This is a genomic window from Pseudomonas berkeleyensis (assembly GCF_014109765.1).
GTDB classification, from domain to species: domain Bacteria; phylum Pseudomonadota; class Gammaproteobacteria; order Pseudomonadales; family Pseudomonadaceae; genus Aquipseudomonas; species Aquipseudomonas berkeleyensis.
On sequence record NZ_CP059139.1, the window covers coordinates 3,830,080 to 3,846,648 of the forward strand.

Sequence of the window (16,569 nt, forward strand, 5' to 3'; positions counted from 1 at the left end):
GCGCCACCCTTTCAGCAGGCCCGAAAGATTCAGATTGTGTGCAGACGCGCTCGCTTTACCATCGCGCAGCCCAGTGTCAGACCGATGACCGCCGCCGTGACCGAGGCCAGCAGCACACCGAGTTTCGCCGCGCTGAGCAGGGCCGGCGAGGCGAACGCCAGGTTGGCGATGAAGATCGACATGGTGAAACCGATGCCGGCCAGGCAACCCACCAGGCACATCCAGTTCCAGCTCATGCCCTCCGGCATGCGGCAACCACCGACGCGGATCAGCAGCCAGCTCGACAGCATGATGCCCACCGGCTTGCCCACCACCAGCGCCAGCATCACACCGAGCATCACGCTCATACCACTACCCTGAGTGAGATCCACATCGCTCAGCGCCACGCCGGCGTTGGCCAGTGCGAACAGCGGCATCACGCCGTAGGCCACCCACGGGTGCAGCGCCATCTGCACACGCACGGCCGGCGGCATCAGCTCGCGCTGGGCATAGCGCAGATTGCGCACGGAGTGCGCCAGCACCTCGGGCGTGGAACGGTCATCGAGGGCGCGCAGCGCATCGCGAGCCAGCTCCAGCGGTCGATCCTCGAAACGCACCGGGCGTACCGGCGTCATCAACCCCAGCACCACCCCGGCCAGGGTCGGGTGCGCACCGGTCTTGAGCAGACCGAACCACAGCAACGCGCCCGGCAGCAGATAGAACCAGGCGCAACCAACGCCGATGCGCTGCAGGCCGAGCACCATGAGCATCCCCACACCGGCGATGGCGAAGCCTTCCAGCGCCAGCCCCTCGGAATAGAACAGCGCGATGATCAGCACGGCGATGATGTCGTCGATGATCGCCAGGGTGAGCAGGAAGATGCGCGCGGAAGATGGAATCGAGCGACCGAGAATAGCCAGCACGCCCACGGCGAAGGCGATGTCGGTGGCGGTCGGCACCGCCCAGCCATGGCGCACGTTTTCTGCTCCATTCAGCGACAGGTAGATCAGCGCCGGCACCATTACCCCGCCGATGGCCGCAACCATCGGCAAAGCCACCTGACCGACCGTCGACAACGAACCATCGTGGATCTCCCGGCGTATCTCCATGCCGACGACCAGGAAGAACACGGTCATCAGCGCATCGTTGATCCAGAAGTGCAGCGAATAGGACAGGCTGAAATCGCCGATGCCGACGTACAGCGGTGTGTGCCAGAGGTGTTCGTAGCTGGCGGCGTAAGGCGAGTTGGCCCAGATCAGCGCGATGGCGGCGGCAATCAGCAGGACGATGCCACTGACCGCTTCGATATGGAGGAATTTCTCAAGGCTGGCGAAGGCCTTGTCGGCCAGGCGCCGTGCAGCCGGCACGACCTTGGAGGGAGGATGCTGATTCATGGGCGCACGCAGAGGCAGTGTGCGGCGGCCCGACCAGCACGATTAAACCTGCCATGCGCACCATGCGCGTGACACCCGAAATCTACATTACACAGGCGCCTGCGACTTGAACAGAGCCCGCCCGGCGTCCATTGGTCGAATCCCGCAGGCGGCGCCAAGTCCGGCGTCGCGGCGACAGCGAGGAGACAATGCAGAGCGCGGTCAGGGCTCAGTCGAGGCGATCTGCAGCGGTGATGCCAGGCTCGCATGACCCGCACCGAACAGCGTCGACAGATAGGCCTCCTGACGACGGCCTCCGCGCTCGATCAGCCACTGACGCCCACCCGGCAGGCAGCGTGCCAGGCGGTACAGCACATAGCGCGGTGGCGCACTGAGCAGCGGATACCACGGCAGAATGCGCTCCGGCAGCCCCAGGGCACGACATCCCTCAGCATCTATGAAGGTGCGCGCGATACTCAGGTGAATCGCCCGATTGAGCCGGCCGCGAAGCCACGGCAGGTTCGGGTAATGCCGCTGCAGCGGCTCATCGATCAGCGCCGAGCCAAGCTGACGACTGCTGGCATCGGCCGGCGCCTGCGACAGCAGGTTATGGTAGAGCGCGCGCACGGCATCGTTCTCATGAAGGTGCAACCACCGCGCCTCCACGCCCATCAACCAGGCGATGTAACGCCACAGATGCATCACCGCCTCACGCTCGCCCACCGACAGCGGCACACCGAGCATGCGCTGGCCGATCAGGAAGATCACCGAGAACGCCAGGTAGGTAGCGTGCATGTCGCCCTGGTTGATCGGCACCCCGTGATAATCCGCATCCCACTCGGCCATGTCTGACACGCTCCGACGCACCAGCGCATGCACCAACCTTACGTGCAAGGTGCCACGGTAACCGGCAGCACCGCGATCCATACCACCCGGCCGCGTACAGTCGACCCACCACTTGGTGGTTTCCGCGACACGGCGCTGAGCGCCCTTCTCCAACGCGCCAGTCAACACCAAGGTGCGATTGATCGCCGAGGCCTGATAACCCGCCAGCAAACCCAGATCACGCAGCACACGCATGCCGGTCAAACCTGACAGACAGCAGACCCGAGCGCCCTCGAGCAAGCGTGCGCGATCCAGCCAATCCGGCATCACCTCGATGCTCGCGAAGAAGCGTTGCAGGGCAAGCGGCGCATCGGTCACCGCCGCCACACCCTGCGCCAACGCCTGGTTATAAAGTGGCATGGCCTGCGCCAGGCCGACCTCGAACATCCACTCCACCAGCTCGTCCATGGGCGCATCGCCCTGCAACAGCGACTCACCGATGGCCTGCCAATGCGCAGGCTCAGGCTCACTCGCCCCCTTGATGAAACGCCGAATCGGCGCAGCCACCTGCCGTGCACGCAGCATGTCCGCACCATGGCGGGTCGGGATAACGCGGGAGTCGATGGAGGTTTTCATACCTTGGTTGGTTGCCTGCTGATGGGGTCGCTCTACGCTATTGCGACTAATTGCTCGCAAACAACTCGCGGACGGGACGCGCATGAGAAAGCAGCCAAAGCAGCATCGCGCCAACCAGATGATCGCCCTGCTGCTCGAGGCCACGGCCCTGGAAATCGCCGACCGCGGCCTGGATCGGCTCACCACCAATCACGTCGCGCAACGCGCCGGCGTCAGCATCGGCTCGCTTTATCAGTACTTCGCCAACAAGGAGATGCTCGTCGATGCGCTGTTGATGCAAAAGGCCGAGCGGCTGATGGGCGTGGTTCACGAACGCCTGCCCCCGCTGCTGGGTGGGGACATCGCCACGGTGACCCGCGCAGTGCTGCTTGGCATCTTCGAGCAGGTCGCTGGCGACCCGACGCAACGCGAATTGCTGCGGCACTGGCAGCGACTGAATGCAGCGCCGGTATTCCAGACCCTGGAAAGGCAAATGACCGAGCTGTGTCGCCAGTACCTGATGCGTCATGTCGACGAGTACCGGATCGAGAATCTGCCGGCGCTGCTGTTCGTGCTGATCAACGCGGTGCAATACACCACAGCCCGCTATCTCGTCGAGGAAAGGTCGCTGCTTGGCCGGGACGAGGTGATCGAAGCCCTGGTACGGATGGTCGAGGCGCTGTGTCAGCCAACCGCGCAGCAGGCAGTAAAACGCGGCGGCTGATAGGCTGCACGCATGACGCCCATCGCTCGTATCCAGGTCCTGATCAAGGCCGACCCGCAACGCCTGCTGATCCTCAAACAGGTACGTAACCTCGGCCTGCCCGACTGCTGGGTGGCTGCCGGTTTCGTGCGCAGCGCCGTCTGGGATCACCTCCACCAACGTACGCACTCACCGCTGCCGCCCGACATCGACGTGATCTGGTTCGACCGCCAGCAAACCACCGCCGAGCACGACGCCAAACTCGAAGCACGGCTGCAAGGCGACGACGGCAGCGTCACCTGGTCCGTGAAGAATCAGGCCCGCATGCACCTGCGCAATGGCGACGCGCCCTATACCTCGGCCACCGAGGCGATGATGCACTGGCCGGAAACCGCAACGGCAGTCGCCGTGCGCATGGATGAACACGACTGCATCGACGTTGCCGCACCACTCGGGCTGGACGACCTGTTCGCCCTCATCGTGCGCCCGAGCGAACGTTTTCGCGGTGAGAAACTGCCGCTGTACCGACAGAGGTTGCATGAGAAGAACTGGCTAGCCCGCTGGCCAAAGCTGAAGATTCACGGCATGCCGTAGGGTGGACCGGAACGCCGGCCGCTCGTAGCGAAGCGAACAGTCCACCAACCCCCTACGGCAAAAACACAGTGGGAAGCGCCTCAGCAACAACCGCCGCCGCTGAAGCCCCTCCCACTATGCCGATCAGATACCCGCCACCACCGCGCAGAGCCCCTGCGCTGAACTGGCGAACTGGCTGCACAGGTGATTGATGGAAGTCACCAATACCTGCTCGGGCGAGGAGATGAAATCCACCGACATCATCACGCTGAGCATGGTGATGGTGACGATGGAGAAGGTGAACAGCTTGCGCGCCCACACCCGATCATCGACGGCCTTGTAACCCGACACGCCCATCCACAGCCAGTAGGCGCCGCTCAAGGCAGCGACCACGAAGTAGCTGTAACCGGCGTAACCGCTGAGCGTCAGCATCAGGGTCGCGACCACGAAGGCCGCGATGTACAGCACGATCTGCCGCTTGGCAGCCGAGATCCCCTTGATGACGGGCAGCACCGGAATGTTCGCGGCCTGGTAGTCATTGAAACGGAAGATGGCGATGGCATAGGAATGCGGCATCTGCCACAGGCTGAAGATCAACAACAGGATGGCCGCGCCAGCATCGAACTCGTTGCTCACCGCGCAGTAGCCGACCACGGGCGGAGCCGCCCCGGACAGGCTACCGACCAGGGTGCCATACACCGAGCCACGCTTGAGCCACAGGCTGTAGAGGCCGACGTAGACCACGAAACCCATGAGCACCAGCATCACCGCCAGGGTGTTGGTGGCGGCGTACAGCACGGCCACCCCCGCTACCCCGAGCACGCAGGCATAGACGATGGCGTGCACAGGGGACACCAGCCCCTGCGCCAGGACGCGATTACGCGTGCGCTCCATCTTCTGGTCGATGTCCCTGTCGATGTAGTTGTTGAACACGCAGCCTGAGGCGATCACCAGCGAAACCCCTAGCGCTGTCGCGAGGAACAGCGCCAGGTTCGCATCGCCACGCGAAGCCAGGAAGAAACCACCCGTCACGGAAATCAGATTGCCGAAGACGATGCCTGGCTTGGCGAGGTTGAGGTACTGCTTCAGGAGAGCCAGCATCAGTTGGTCATCATGTGATAGTGCATGCTCCACATGATCCAGACCGACAGGCCGACCACGAACGCGATGATCAACACGGTGAAGATCATCGAAATCACGTTCCAGCGGCCTTCCGCGTCGGTCTTCATGTGCAGGAAGTACACGAGGTGGACGAGCACCTGCGCCAGACCGAAGAGCACCACGGTAATCAGGGTCGCGCCACGGCTCAGGCCCAGTGCTTCAGGATGCATGACCAGCATGAAAGGGATCACGGTGAGGATCACCGACAGGATGAAACCAATCAGGTAATCCTTGAAGCCCACAGCGTGAGCGGCGTGATTGTCTTGGTGAGCCATTACAGCACCCCCATCAGGTAGACGACGGTAAACACGCAGATCCACACCACGTCGAGGAAGTGCCAGAACAGGCTGAGCAGCCCCACGCGGGTCTTGTTGGTGTCGGTCAGGCCACGGCTGCCGACCTGGAACATCAGCACCAGCATCCACAGCAGACCGGCACTGACGTGCAGGCCGTGGGTGCCGACCAGGGTGAAGAACGCCGACCAATAGGCGCTGACCTGCGGCCCGGCACCTTCATGGATCAGGTGGCGGAACTCGTACAGCTCGATGCTGATGAAGGCCACGCCGAACAGGAAGGTGATGCCCAGCCAGCGCAGCACCGCACCCTTGTCGCCACGGTAGGTGGCCAGCATGGCCATGCCGTAGGTGATACTGGAGAACAGCAGCGCGAAGGTTTCCACCAGCACCAGGTGCAGGCCGCCACCGAGCATTTCCTTCGCGGTGGGGCCACCGGCGAAGGAGTTGCTCAGCACCGCGAAGGTGGCGAACACCGTGGCGAAGATCAGCAGGTCGGTCATCAGGTAAACCCAGAAGCCGAACAGCTTGATTCCACTGGTGTCGTGGTGGTGCTCATGGCCGTGGCCATGAGCGTCGTGTGGATAGTGGGGTTCGTAAGCGGTCATGGTTATGCCTGTACGACTGCGTTGGCTTTGGTTTGGTGGTGCGCCTGCTCGATCCGCGCGATCTCTTCGGGCTGCACGTAGTAGTCGATGTCTTCGTCGTAGGAACGCACGATGAAGCTGACCACGGCGCCGACCAGACCCACGATGGCGAGCCACCAGATGTGCCAGATCATGGCGAAGCCGAAGGCGATGACGAACGCCGACACCACCAGGCCGTTACCGGTGTTCTTCGGCATGTGGATCGGCTCGTAGTGCTCCGGCGCGGGCATCAGCTCGACACCGTTCTTCTTCGCCTCATAGAAGGCGTCGATCTTGTCCGCCGTCGGGATGACCGCGAAGTTGTAGAACGGTGGCGGCGAGGACGTCGCCCACTCCAGGGTGCGGCCATCCCACGGGTCGCCGGTGACGTCGCGGTTTTCCTTGCGCTTGATGTAGCTGGTGACGAACTGCACCACGGTGAACACGATGCCGATACCGATCAGCACCGCCCCGACCACGGCCACCTGCACCCACGGCACCCAGGCCGGGTTGTCGAAGTGGTTCAGACGACGGGTCATGCCCATGAAGCCCAGCACGTACAGCGGCATGAAGGCGAAGTAGAAGCCCAGCAGCCAGCACCAGAAGGAGTAACGGCCGAAGCGATCAAGCAGCTTGAAGCCGAAGGCTTTCGGGAACCAGTAGATGATGCCGGCCAGGTAGCCGAACACCGCACCGCCGATGATCACGTTGTGGAAGTGAGCGATCAGGAACAGGCTGTTGTGCAGCACGAAGTCCGCCGCCGGCACCGCCATCAGCACACCGGTCATACCGCCGATGGAGAAGGTCACCAGAAAGCCCAGGGTCATCCAGGTCATGGCGTTCAGTTGCAGACGGCCACGGAAGATGGTGAACAGCCAGGTGAAGATCTTCACCCCGGTGGGGATGGCGATGATCGAGGTCATGATGCCGAAGAACGCGTTGACACTGGCACCCGAGCCCATGGTGAAGAAGTGGTGCAACCACACCACGAACGACAGGATGCCGATGGCAGCGGTCGCCCAGACCATCGAGGCATAGCCGAACAGGGTCTTGCGCGAGAAGGTCGCCACCACCTCGGAGAACACGCCGAACGCCGGCAGGATCAGGATGTACACCTCCGGGTGACCCCAGACCCAGAACAGGTTGGCATACATCATCGGGTTGCCGCCCAGTTCATTGGTGAAGAAGTGGAAATCCAGGTAGCGGTCGAGCGACAGCATCGCCAGGGTCGCGGTCAGCGGAGGGAAGGCGCCGCAGATCAGGATGCAGGTGATCAGGATGGTCCAGGTGAAGATCGGCATCTTCATCAGGCTCATGCCCGGCGCGCGCATCTTGAGGATGGTGGCGATGAAGTTGACCCCCGTCAGCGTCGTCCCCAAGCCCGATAACTGCATGCTCCATATGTAGTAATCCATCCCCACGCCGGGACTGTACTGAATCCCTGATAACGGCGGATAAGCCACCCAGCCGGTCTTGGCGAATTCGCCCAGGCCCAGCGACAGGTTGATCAGCAGCGCGCCGCCGACGAACAGCCAGAAGCTCAGCGAGTTCAGGTAGGGGAAGGCCACGTCACGCGCGCCGATCTGCAGCGGCACGACGATGTTCATCAGGCCGGTGACCAAGGGCATCGCCACGAAGATCAGCATGATGATGCCGTGCGCGGTGAAGATCTGGTCGTAGTGTTCCGGCGGCAGGTAGCCCTGCCCGTCACCATGGGCCATCGCCAGGTGAGTACGCATCATGATCGCGTCAGCGAAACCACGCACCAGCATGACCAGTGCGACGAGGATGTACATAACGCCGATTTTCTTGTGATCCACCGAGGTGAGCCACTCGCGCCACAGGTAGCCCCACTTCTTGAAGTAGGTCACCGCCGCGAAAATCCCCAGACCACCAAGCGCCACGATGGCCAGGGTGATCATGATGATTGGCTCGTGGTACGGAATCGCGTCCAGAGTCAGTTTTCCAAACATATTCACTCCTGCACCTCCGCTGCTTCGTGCATGGCTGTGCTGTGGGAATCTTTCAGGGTCACGTACTGCCCGATCACCTTGTTGAACAGGTTCGGTTCGGTCTGGCCGAAGTAGCGGATCGGGTAGATCGGATAGCGGTGGTTGACCATCTCGCCAGGCTCGCCCACCTGCTTGAAGGTGGCGAAGTCCATGACCTCGGGCGATTGCTTGACCTTGTCGACCCACTGCGCGAACGCTTCGTCGCTGACCGAGTGAGTGGTGAAGCGCATGGCCGAGAAACCTTCGCCGCTGAAATTGCCGGACTGGCCGAAGAACTCGCCCTGCTCGTTGGCAATCAGATTGAGCTGGGTGCGCTGGCCGCCCATGGCGTAGATCATCCCGCCGAGCTGCGGGATCGACAGCGCGTTCATCACCGTGTCGGAGGTGATGTGGAAGGTCACCGGCGTCTTCTCTGGAATCACCAGTTCATTGACCACGGCCACGCCCTGATCCGGGTAGATGAACAGCCATTTCCAGTCGAGCGAGACCACCTCGATGTTCAGCGCCGGCTTGTCCGATTCGATCGGGCGATAGGGGTCGAGCGAATGCGAGGTTTGCCAGATGATGACCGCCAGAACGGCGACGATGATCAGGGGAACACCCCAGACGACCAGTTCGATCTTGTGCGAGTGTGCCCACTCGGGCATGTAGGTGGCCTTCTCGTTCGACTCGCGGTAACGCCAGCCAAACAGGAAGGTCATGATGATCACGGGTACCACCACGATCAGCATGAGTCCGATGGAGATCAGGATCAGATTGCCCTGCTCGGCGCCGATCTGCCCTTTCGAGTTGAACAGCGCCCAGTCACATCCACCGAGCGCTGAGCAGGCAATCGCCATCAGCAACCAGCGCACACAACGATGGTATTTCTCTTCTTTCATGTCACGACCTTCAACTGAGTGATGTCCCACATGCGGCTTCAGTTGCCGTGCGGCCCATCGAGCGAAGGCCGGCAGCGGGAACTCAGAGCTTGAGCATCCGTGCAAGCGAAGCGGTAAATCCGTGGGAATCGCCGATGTTGAAGGCTAAAAGGGCCTCATACAATTCATTAGCGGCCTACTTATGAGCGAACTTACAGCACCTTATCGACATGTTTAGAAACATTTACGCAAAGATTTGAAACACTTTCCGGCAAGAAGCCAGCAAAGAACCGCAGGGGTGCGACAAATGATCACAGGCCCGTTTTAGAGCTGTTTGTCAGCAAATTGACAGGAATCATTGCAAGGAAAGATGCCGCTAGCTGATTGCACGATTGGCCTTGACATTAATGGCCACTCGATATTTCGACTGCGAGCGAGAGGCGCTTGAGCCAAGCGAAAGGCCGAGGTGCACGCGGCGTTCAGGTAGCGGATGGGAACGACTGACTGCGTAGCCCGGATGCAGTCCGGGATCATTGGCTGCGGCCCAAAAGCATCGCGGCTGAAGCCGCTCCTACGGAGTAGGTGAATGTCTGTAGGAGCGGCTTCAGCCGCGATAGCTATACCAAACACGCATACAGATTCGATGCATGCCCCCGGATTACATCCGGCTACGCAATGGCGGCCGGCAAGGGCCCGTGGGAGCGGCTGAGCGGCATTCGGCTTTAGCAGCGACAAGCATCGCGGCTAAAGCCCCTCCCACAGGCACAGTCAACCCTGCCCTGCTCCAAATCCCACAACCGGATTACGCCCCTACTTCCAAGCGCAGTAACACCCCACCGCCAACCCACTGGCCAGAGACACCTTACGCCCCTGGGTCAACGCATCGAGTACCGGCTCGACGAAGCTGTTGCTGGAGTTGCACACCAGCCCTTCGCTGTAAGGCCCGGCATAGGCCAGATTGCCGTCGTGATCCCAGATCGCCAGGGCCGGGCTGGCCGGCAGCGCCTCCATGCCCTCGATCCCCGGCAAGGGCTGCATCCGCCCGCGCAGGAAGGGCGCGATCTCGCCCGTGCTGCCCGGCTTCTGCACACTGAAGAACGCCACGTCGGCATTGCGATGCAGGCCGATCAGATAGCGCAGGTGCGCGTCGGTCTCGGCGTTGCAGGGGCAGTCAGGATCCCAGAAGTGCACCACGCGAATGGGGCCGGGGCCAGCCAGCTCAGGCGGCAGCTTCAACTCGCCCTGACCGAAGATCACCATCTGCTCGGCATAGGGCCGCAGATAAGCCGCACCGCTGAGCCACCAGATCAGCACCACGGCACCCAGCGCCAACACGCAGAAGCCCACCACCAGATGCTTGAAGCTCAAACGCTCCAGCAGGTTCATGGCTGATGGCCGAACTTGCGCAGGAACTGCTTCTCCATTTCCTGGCAACTTTCCTCGGTAAAGCTACGTTCGGTGGCCTGCGCGCTTTTCCAGCAGGCTTCGATGGCCGCACGCTCGGCCGCCTCGATCTCGCCATCCTGGGGGCGGGTCATGATGTAGATGAGGCCGGCGAATATCAGCACCACGAACGCCAAACCAGCCAGAAACAGGCCCAGGCAGCCACGGCGCCCCAGCCCGACGCTTTCATCATTCACGCTCATATTTCTCTATTTCCGCATTCATCAGTGGATAGCTCGCCCCACCGCCGGGGCGAGCGCCGATCATCAACTTTCAACCAGCGTCCACTGCTTGCTCAGGCGCTTGTCCGACACCGCCATCTTAGTGCCCAGTTGCTGGGCGAACAGCGACACGCGGTATTCCTCCAGCATCCAGCGGTACAGCGTCAGCTCCGGATCACGCTTGCCTTCCTGGGCATGCTTGGCAGCGCGAGCCTTGTACTGCTCCCAGTAGCCAGCCAGTTCGCCCGTCCATACGCGGTCACGCTGCACCTGCGCGCCGACCTTGTCCAGGCGCTGCTCGATGGCCTTCAGATAACGCGGAATTTCCTTGAGCCACTCGCCCGGCGTCTCGCGCACGAAGCCGGCATACACCAGGCCCGCGAGCTGCTGCTTGATATCGTTGAGCGCCATCGCCTGGGCAAGGTCGATCTTGCCCTTGAAGCGCTTCTGCAAGCCATGGTGCAGCTTGAGAAGCTCCAACACCTGGCGGGCAATACGCTCGGCATGCGCCGTCCAGTCACCGCGCTTGCGCTCGGCCAGTTGCGCCAGGGCCGCACCGTCGCGCGGCAGCGTCGCTTCGCCGTCGAGGATGCAGGCATCCAGGCTGGCCAGCAGGATATCCTCGACCAGCGCCTCGACGCGGCCGATATCGCGATACAGCAGGCCCAGCTCGGTCAGCCCCGGCAGCTTGCCGCGCAGGAACTTCGCCTGTTCGGCCAGCTGTTGCAGCAGCAGGCGTTGCAGCGCACGACGGTGCTGGAAGTCGGCCTCGGCCTGGGTCGGGAAGCGCCCTTCCTTGACCACGCCCGCTTCCTCCACCAGCGCCGGGTAGACCGTCATCGACAGCCCGGCGATCTTCTGCTGAGTCTTCTCCGCCACCTGGGCGAAGGCCTTGGCCTCCACCGTTTTCGGCGTCTTGTCCTGCTGTGGGATGGCCAGCGCAGCCTGGCTGGCTTCGGCGAAGCGCGCGGTCAGCTCGGCCAGGTCGCGGCCCTCGCCAAGGAACTTGCCCTGGGCATCAACCACCTCGATGTTCATCTTCAGGTGGTTTTCCAGCCCGGCGGCGGACTCCTGCCAAGCCTCATCGGGCACTCGCGCACCAGTCATGCGCAGCAGTTCATGCCCCAGCGCCTGCGGCAACGAACCCTGGCCGAACACCAGCTTGTCCAGCGCCGCACCGACGAAGTCCGGCACCGGCACGAAGTTCTTGCGCAACGCCTTGGGCAGGCCGCGCACCAGCGCCACGCACTTGGCCTCCAGCAGGCCCGGCACCAGCCATTCCAGGCGCTCGGGCGGCAGTTGCGGCAGCAGCGGCGCCGGCACGCGCAGGGTCACGCCGTCACGCGGGTGGTTGGGCTCGAAGTGATAGCTCAGCGGCAGTTGCAGCTCGCCGATGCGCAAGGTGTCCGGGTACTGCGCGGCGGTGACTTCCTTGGCATCGCGGGCCAGGGCGTCTTCCTCACGCATGATCAACAGCTGCGGGTCGGCGGTGCTGCCTTTCTTGTACCAGCTCTCGAAACTGGCGGCCTGGTAGATGTCCTGCGGGATACGCGCATCGTAGTAGCCGAACAGGGTTTCCTCGTCGGCGAGAATATCGCGGCGACGCGACTTGGCCTCCAGCTCGTCGAGACGTTCGAGCAACTGGCGGTTGGCGGTCAGGCAGCGCACGCGGCTGTTGATCTCGCCGCGCACCAGGCCCTCGCGAATGAACATCTCGCGCGCCACCGGCGGGTCGATGGGGCCGTAATGCACCGGACGGCGACCGACGATGATCATGCCGTACAGGGTGACCTGCTCGAACGCCACCACCTGGCCACGCTTCTTCTCCCAGTGCGGTTCCAGATGGTTCTTCTTCACCAGATGCGCTGCCAGCGGCTCGATCCAGTCCGGCTCGATCTTCGCCACCATACGGGCGAACAGCTTGGTGGTTTCCACCAGCTCGGCGGCCATGATCCAGTTGGGCTTCTTGCGCCCGATCACGCTGGACGGGTGAATCCAGAAGCGCCGCTGGCGCGCGCCGAGGTAGTCGCCCTCCTCGGTCTTCTGGCCGATCTGGCTGAGCAGGCCGGCGAGAATCGCCTTGTGCACGGCGGCGTAATTCTTCGCCCGCACCGCGGCTTCGCTGGCCTCGGCCTGCTGGCGGGCAATGGCGTTGACGCGGGTGTCCTTGGTCGGCTGCGGCGTGTTCGCCGTTTGCTCGCCCTGCGCTTCCGAGCGGTTCTGGCTGCCTTTGCCCATCAACTGCAGATCACGGGCGATCAACACCAGTTGCCGATGCGCATCGCGCCATTCGCGCAGGCGCATGTAGTTGAGGAAGTTCTTCTTGCACCAGGTGCGCAGCGGGTTGCTGCCCAGCTCCTGGCGTTTTTCCTCGAAACCGCGCCACAGGTTGATCAGCGCGGCGAAGTCCGAATCCACATCCTTCCACTGCGCATGGGCCTGGTCAGCAGCCTGCTGGCGATCCATCGGTCGCTCGCGCGGGTCTTGCACCGACAGCGCGGCGGCGACGATAAGGATTTCCTCCAGACTGCCCTGCTTGGCGCCTTCCAGCACCATACGCCCCAGGCGCGGGTCGATGGGCAGGCGCGCCAGTTGCCGGCCGATGGGCGTGAGCTGGCTTTCGCGGTTGACCGCCGACAGCTCCTGCAACAGGTTGAAGCCATCGCTGATGGCCTTGCCGTCTGGCGGCTCGATAAAGGGGAAGTCTTCGATGCTGCCCAAGCGCAGGTGCAGCATCTGCAGGATCACCGCCGCGAGGTTGGTACGCAGAATCTCCGGGTCGGTGAACGTCGGCCGACCGAGAAAATCCTCCTCGCTGTACAGACGAATGCAGATACCCGGCTCGACCCGGCCGCAACGGCCCTTGCGCTGGTTGGCGCTGGCCTGCGACACCGGCTCGATGGGCAGGCGCTGCACCTTGGCGCGGTAGCTGTAGCGGCTGATGCGCGCGGTACCGCTGTCGATCACGTAGCGGATGCCCGGCACGGTCAGCGAGGTTTCCGCGACGTTGGTGGCCAGCACGATCTTGCGCCCGGCCATGGGTGCGAAAATCTTCTGCTGCTCGGCTGGCGTCAGCCGCGCATACAGCGGCAGCACCTCGGTAAAACGCAGGTTAGCCTTGCGCAGCACCTCGGCCGCCTCGCGAATCTCACGCTCGCCGGGCAGGAACACCAGCACGTCGCCAGGGCGCTTGCCCACACTGCGCTCGTGCTCGGCGATCTCGTCCAGCGCGGCGAGAATGCCCTGGTCGATGGACAGGTCATCGAGCAGACGCTCGCCCTCCTCGTCCACCTCCGCCGCCAGCGGGCGGTACCAGGTTTCCACCGGGTAGGTGCGACCGGAAACCTCGATGATCGGCGCGTCATTGAAGTGCTTACTGAACCGCTCCAGATCGATGGTCGCCGACGTGATGATCAGCTTCAGATCCGGGCGACGCGGCAGCAGGGTCTTCAGGTAGCCGAGCAGGAAGTCGATGTTGAGGCTACGTTCGTGCGCCTCGTCGACGATGATGGTGTCGTACTTTTCCAGAAAGCGGTCGTGCTGGGTCTCGGCGAGCAGGATGCCGTCGGTCATCAGCTTGATCAGCGTACCGTCCTTGCTCTGATCCTCGAAGCGCACCTGATAGCCGACCAGCTCACCCAGCGGTGTGCCGATCTCCTCGGCTACCCTTGTGGCCACACTGCGCGCTGCCAAGCGACGCGGCTGGGTGTGACCGATCAGCCCATGCACGCCACGGCCAATCTCCAGGCAGATCTTCGGCAACTGCGTGGTCTTGCCCGAGCCGGTCTCACCGGCGATCACCACCACCTGGCTCTTCTCCAGCGCCGCCTTGATCTCGTCGCGCTTGGCTGCAATCGGCAGCGCATCGTCGTAGCGCATGGTGGGGATGCTGCTACGCCGCGCCGCCACCTTGTCGCTGGACGCCTGAAAACGCTCCAGCCACTGCGCCAGCTTGGCCTCGTCGGGGTGCTTCTGCAGCTCATGCAATTGCCGGCGCAAGCGATGGCGCTCGGCGATCATGACGTGGTCGAGGTTCTTCTGCAGCGTGGCGAGGTCAGTCATCTGGATCGGGGCAATCAGGGCAAAGGCGGGATTGTCGCAGATTACGGCGTGGGGCGGGCAGCGCGTAGGGTGGACTCAGGAGCGCCAGCGAACAGTCCACCAGCCAGAAAAAAGGCGCACTGCTTCGCGAGTACGCTCTACGATACTGCTACGCAAGCATAGCGCCGAGTTTCCCGAGGAACTCGCATGTGGAGGCCCAAGCGCGCCACCAATGCCTAGCACTAGACACTAACCGTCAATACTTGGGCTTAACTAGCACTAAGTCAGCCTCCTCAACACCCTTTCGCAAGTGAAGTTCTGGAGTTGACTCTTCAGGTATACCCTCAAGCATCAAAGCATTCTTAGCTTGCTTAAAAGCGTTGGGAATCGACTTCCCGAAGCCAATTGCTGAATAGAATTGCGCAGAAAATACACGTGCTGCTGTGTCGCCAATTTCCTGATTCATTCCAATCGCGGCATCCACATATTGCGTGCATGCGGCTGCTTGGTTGTATGAATGGCAGGTATTAAAGAAAACTAGCCGAACCGAATCATAGAGCTCAAAAGTACCAACAATACTTGCAAGAGAAACAAAAGCTGCATCACCGTTGCGATTCTGCAGAACCAATTCGTCCTGGTTAGTACCGTGCCCGCTAAAGTGAACGATAGTAGGCTCCAACTCGTTCATGTACTGCAATATGTCACCAGATCGTAACGCCCAACGCGACTCCAGCTTGACCGCATCACGATGGTCTGAAAGCCTGATCTTCTGCTGTATCTCTCTAACCTCCTCATCCAGAAGGAGCCTGCGATCAGAAGCTGTCGCAGGATCAGTAGCGAAGAACGCAACCACAATTTGCTCGGGTAAAGCGCTCAGCCGATCTACACGCGCAATGGTTTCTCGATGAAGCGATTCATGGTGCGTCAAGCTAGACTCCACTGCACGAAACTGCCTCTGTTGAGCATCCTGCTGACGCTTCTGCTCGTCATTCCTTTTCTTGAGTGCTTTTGTCTCCTCGCTATCCAGCCGCCCTTGAGCACCTACGAGCTTTTTCTGTTCGTCCGCAATTTTTTTTTCTAGTTTTGCAACCTCACGCTCGTGCCTAGCTTGGTCATCAGCGTACCGACTGGCTTCGCGCAGCTTGGTTTGAAGTGTTGATGTAGAACTAGCTTTGCTCGCTGCAGTTTGTGCGGCAAGCGATCTCTTACCCGCGTCTGCTGCCTTTTGCACTTCTCGTGCCTTCTGCTCCATCAATTTAGCAATACCCGAACGAATCTGAATTACTTGGCGCCGGTACATATCTATGCTCATACATTATCCCTTGTGATGCTCGTGCCGCTCATAAAAAATATGCAGCCATCATCTTATTCAACATCAAGTTTCAACATCAAAGTACTGGGCATTTACACAATTATCTGTAAAAACGAATCATCGTTTATTGCTCTCGATCATCTGATATCTGTTCTGGCTATAAATTTTCGGCCATATATCATTAGAGTCTTACGTATACCGACTAGACGATGCCACAGCTACGGCAAACTAGTCACCGACGACCGGTGACTCGCCCCTGTCTGGAAGCGCTCGATGACCGCGTCTAACCAATAGTCCCCCCCACACCTTGTCCTCTCTACTTGCCCGCGCTACAGTCCGCCCGTCACGGTCAATCCCGTGACCGGGCGTGAGAACCCGAATTTCGTCCAAGGCGCGGAAGCGCCATAGCAGTGTAGCCGGCGCTTTTTTTGTGCCCGGTTACCGCATTTCTATGGCGGGCCGTGTGAGGCAGGCCTCGGCCTGGCCGGTTCCCTTGGACGCCGGTTTCTCACCCTTGCACGGTCCGCCTCCA

At 61.7% G+C, this 16,569-nt stretch carries 13 protein-coding genes; 2 read left to right on the forward strand and 11 right to left on the reverse strand.

Annotated features, from left to right (window positions below):
- Window positions 1-29: 29 nt before the first annotated feature.
- Entirely contained in the window at window positions 30-1,373 is a 1,344-nt protein-coding gene (nhaA, locus tag HS968_RS17745) for a Na+/H+ antiporter NhaA (protein WP_182367724.1), read from the reverse strand.
- A gap of 201 nt (window positions 1,374-1,574) precedes the next feature.
- Window positions 1,575-2,813, reverse strand: a complete 1,239-nt coding sequence (locus tag HS968_RS17750) for an oxygenase MpaB family protein (protein WP_202884194.1) — start codon at window positions 2,811-2,813, stop codon at window positions 1,575-1,577.
- A gap of 82 nt (window positions 2,814-2,895) precedes the next feature.
- Between HS968_RS17750 and HS968_RS17755 the strand changes: the two genes are divergently transcribed.
- The gene (locus tag HS968_RS17755; RefSeq protein ID WP_182367727.1) at window positions 2,896-3,516 is read left to right on the forward strand and encodes a TetR/AcrR family transcriptional regulator; all 621 of its coding nucleotides are present in this window, start codon (window positions 2,896-2,898) and stop codon (window positions 3,514-3,516) included.
- A 12-nt stretch (window positions 3,517-3,528) separates the two neighbouring features.
- Window positions 3,529-4,089 carry a nucleotidyltransferase family protein gene (locus HS968_RS17760; RefSeq protein ID WP_182367730.1) on the forward strand — a complete coding sequence of 187 codons (561 nt, stop codon included), beginning with the start codon at window positions 3,529-3,531 and terminating at the stop codon, window positions 4,087-4,089.
- Window positions 4,090-4,212: 123 nt separating this feature from the next.
- On the opposite strand, the gene cyoE is transcribed toward HS968_RS17760, so the two are convergent.
- The 9 genes from cyoE to HS968_RS17805 form a co-directional block, all read right to left on the reverse strand.
- Window positions 4,213-5,169: a heme o synthase gene (gene cyoE / locus HS968_RS17765; protein WP_182367733.1), complete on the reverse strand. Its 957-nt coding sequence runs from the start codon at window positions 5,167-5,169 to the stop codon at window positions 4,213-4,215.
- The gene (cyoD, locus tag HS968_RS17770) at window positions 5,169-5,504 is read right to left on the reverse strand and encodes a cytochrome o ubiquinol oxidase subunit IV (RefSeq protein ID WP_182367736.1); all 336 of its coding nucleotides are present in this window, start codon (window positions 5,502-5,504) and stop codon (window positions 5,169-5,171) included. Before cyoD ends, cyoE begins: the two co-directional genes overlap by 1 nt.
- Window positions 5,504-6,130 (reverse strand): cytochrome o ubiquinol oxidase subunit III, encoded by a 627-nt coding sequence (gene cyoC / locus HS968_RS17775; protein WP_179622132.1) that lies wholly within the window; start codon window positions 6,128-6,130, stop codon window positions 5,504-5,506. Before cyoC ends, cyoD begins: the two co-directional genes overlap by 1 nt.
- A gap of 2 nt (window positions 6,131-6,132) precedes the next feature.
- Entirely contained in the window at window positions 6,133-8,121 is a 1,989-nt protein-coding gene (gene cyoB / locus HS968_RS17780; RefSeq protein WP_182367739.1) for a cytochrome o ubiquinol oxidase subunit I, read from the reverse strand.
- A gap of 2 nt (window positions 8,122-8,123) precedes the next feature.
- A complete protein-coding gene (gene cyoA, locus HS968_RS17785) occupies window positions 8,124-9,041 on the reverse strand; it encodes a ubiquinol oxidase subunit II (protein ID WP_182367741.1) in 918 nt (305 codons plus the stop codon).
- A gap of 789 nt (window positions 9,042-9,830) precedes the next feature.
- Entirely contained in the window at window positions 9,831-10,406 is a 576-nt protein-coding gene (locus HS968_RS17790) for a DUF6436 domain-containing protein (protein ID WP_182367744.1), read from the reverse strand.
- Window positions 10,403-10,666 (reverse strand): hypothetical protein, encoded by a 264-nt coding sequence (locus tag HS968_RS17795; RefSeq protein WP_182367747.1) that lies wholly within the window; start codon window positions 10,664-10,666, stop codon window positions 10,403-10,405. The genes HS968_RS17790 and HS968_RS17795 overlap by 4 nt, the downstream gene beginning before the upstream one ends.
- Window positions 10,667-10,729: 63 nt before the next feature.
- The gene (hrpA, locus tag HS968_RS17800) at window positions 10,730-14,746 is read right to left on the reverse strand and encodes an ATP-dependent RNA helicase HrpA (protein ID WP_182367751.1); all 4,017 of its coding nucleotides are present in this window, start codon (window positions 14,744-14,746) and stop codon (window positions 10,730-10,732) included.
- A gap of 235 nt (window positions 14,747-14,981) precedes the next feature.
- On the reverse strand, window positions 14,982-16,037 hold the full coding sequence (locus tag HS968_RS17805; RefSeq protein ID WP_182367754.1) for a CHAT domain-containing protein: 1,056 nt from the start codon (window positions 16,035-16,037) through the stop codon (window positions 14,982-14,984).
- Window positions 16,038-16,569: the final 532 nt, after the last annotated feature.

Bases quoted from the DNA above. Each gene is read 5' to 3' on its own strand.
- nhaA (WP_182367724.1), bottom strand. From the start codon at position 1,373: ATGAATCAGCATCCTCCCTCCAAGGTCGTGCCGGCTGCACGGCGCCTG.
- HS968_RS17750 (WP_202884194.1), bottom strand. From the start codon at position 2,813: ATGAAAACCTCCATCGACTCCCGCGTTATCCCGACCCGCCATGGTGCG.
- HS968_RS17755 (WP_182367727.1), top strand. From the start codon at position 2,896: ATGAGAAAGCAGCCAAAGCAGCATCGCGCCAACCAGATGATCGCCCTG.
- HS968_RS17760 (WP_182367730.1), top strand. From the start codon at position 3,529: ATGACGCCCATCGCTCGTATCCAGGTCCTGATCAAGGCCGACCCGCAA.
- cyoE (WP_182367733.1), bottom strand. From the start codon at position 5,169: ATGCTGGCTCTCCTGAAGCAGTACCTCAACCTCGCCAAGCCAGGCATC.
- cyoD (WP_182367736.1), bottom strand. From the start codon at position 5,504: ATGGCTCACCAAGACAATCACGCCGCTCACGCTGTGGGCTTCAAGGAT.
- cyoC (WP_179622132.1), bottom strand. From the start codon at position 6,130: ATGACCGCTTACGAACCCCACTATCCACACGACGCTCATGGCCACGGC.
- cyoB (WP_182367739.1), bottom strand. From the start codon at position 8,121: ATGTTTGGAAAACTGACTCTGGACGCGATTCCGTACCACGAGCCAATC.
- cyoA (WP_182367741.1), bottom strand. From the start codon at position 9,041: ATGAAAGAAGAGAAATACCATCGTTGTGTGCGCTGGTTGCTGATGGCG.
- HS968_RS17790 (WP_182367744.1), bottom strand. From the start codon at position 10,406: ATGAACCTGCTGGAGCGTTTGAGCTTCAAGCATCTGGTGGTGGGCTTC.
- HS968_RS17795 (WP_182367747.1), bottom strand. From the start codon at position 10,666: ATGAGCGTGAATGATGAAAGCGTCGGGCTGGGGCGCCGTGGCTGCCTG.
- hrpA (WP_182367751.1), bottom strand. From the start codon at position 14,746: ATGACTGACCTCGCCACGCTGCAGAAGAACCTCGACCACGTCATGATC.
- HS968_RS17805 (WP_182367754.1), bottom strand. From the start codon at position 16,037: ATGAGCATAGATATGTACCGGCGCCAAGTAATTCAGATTCGTTCGGGT.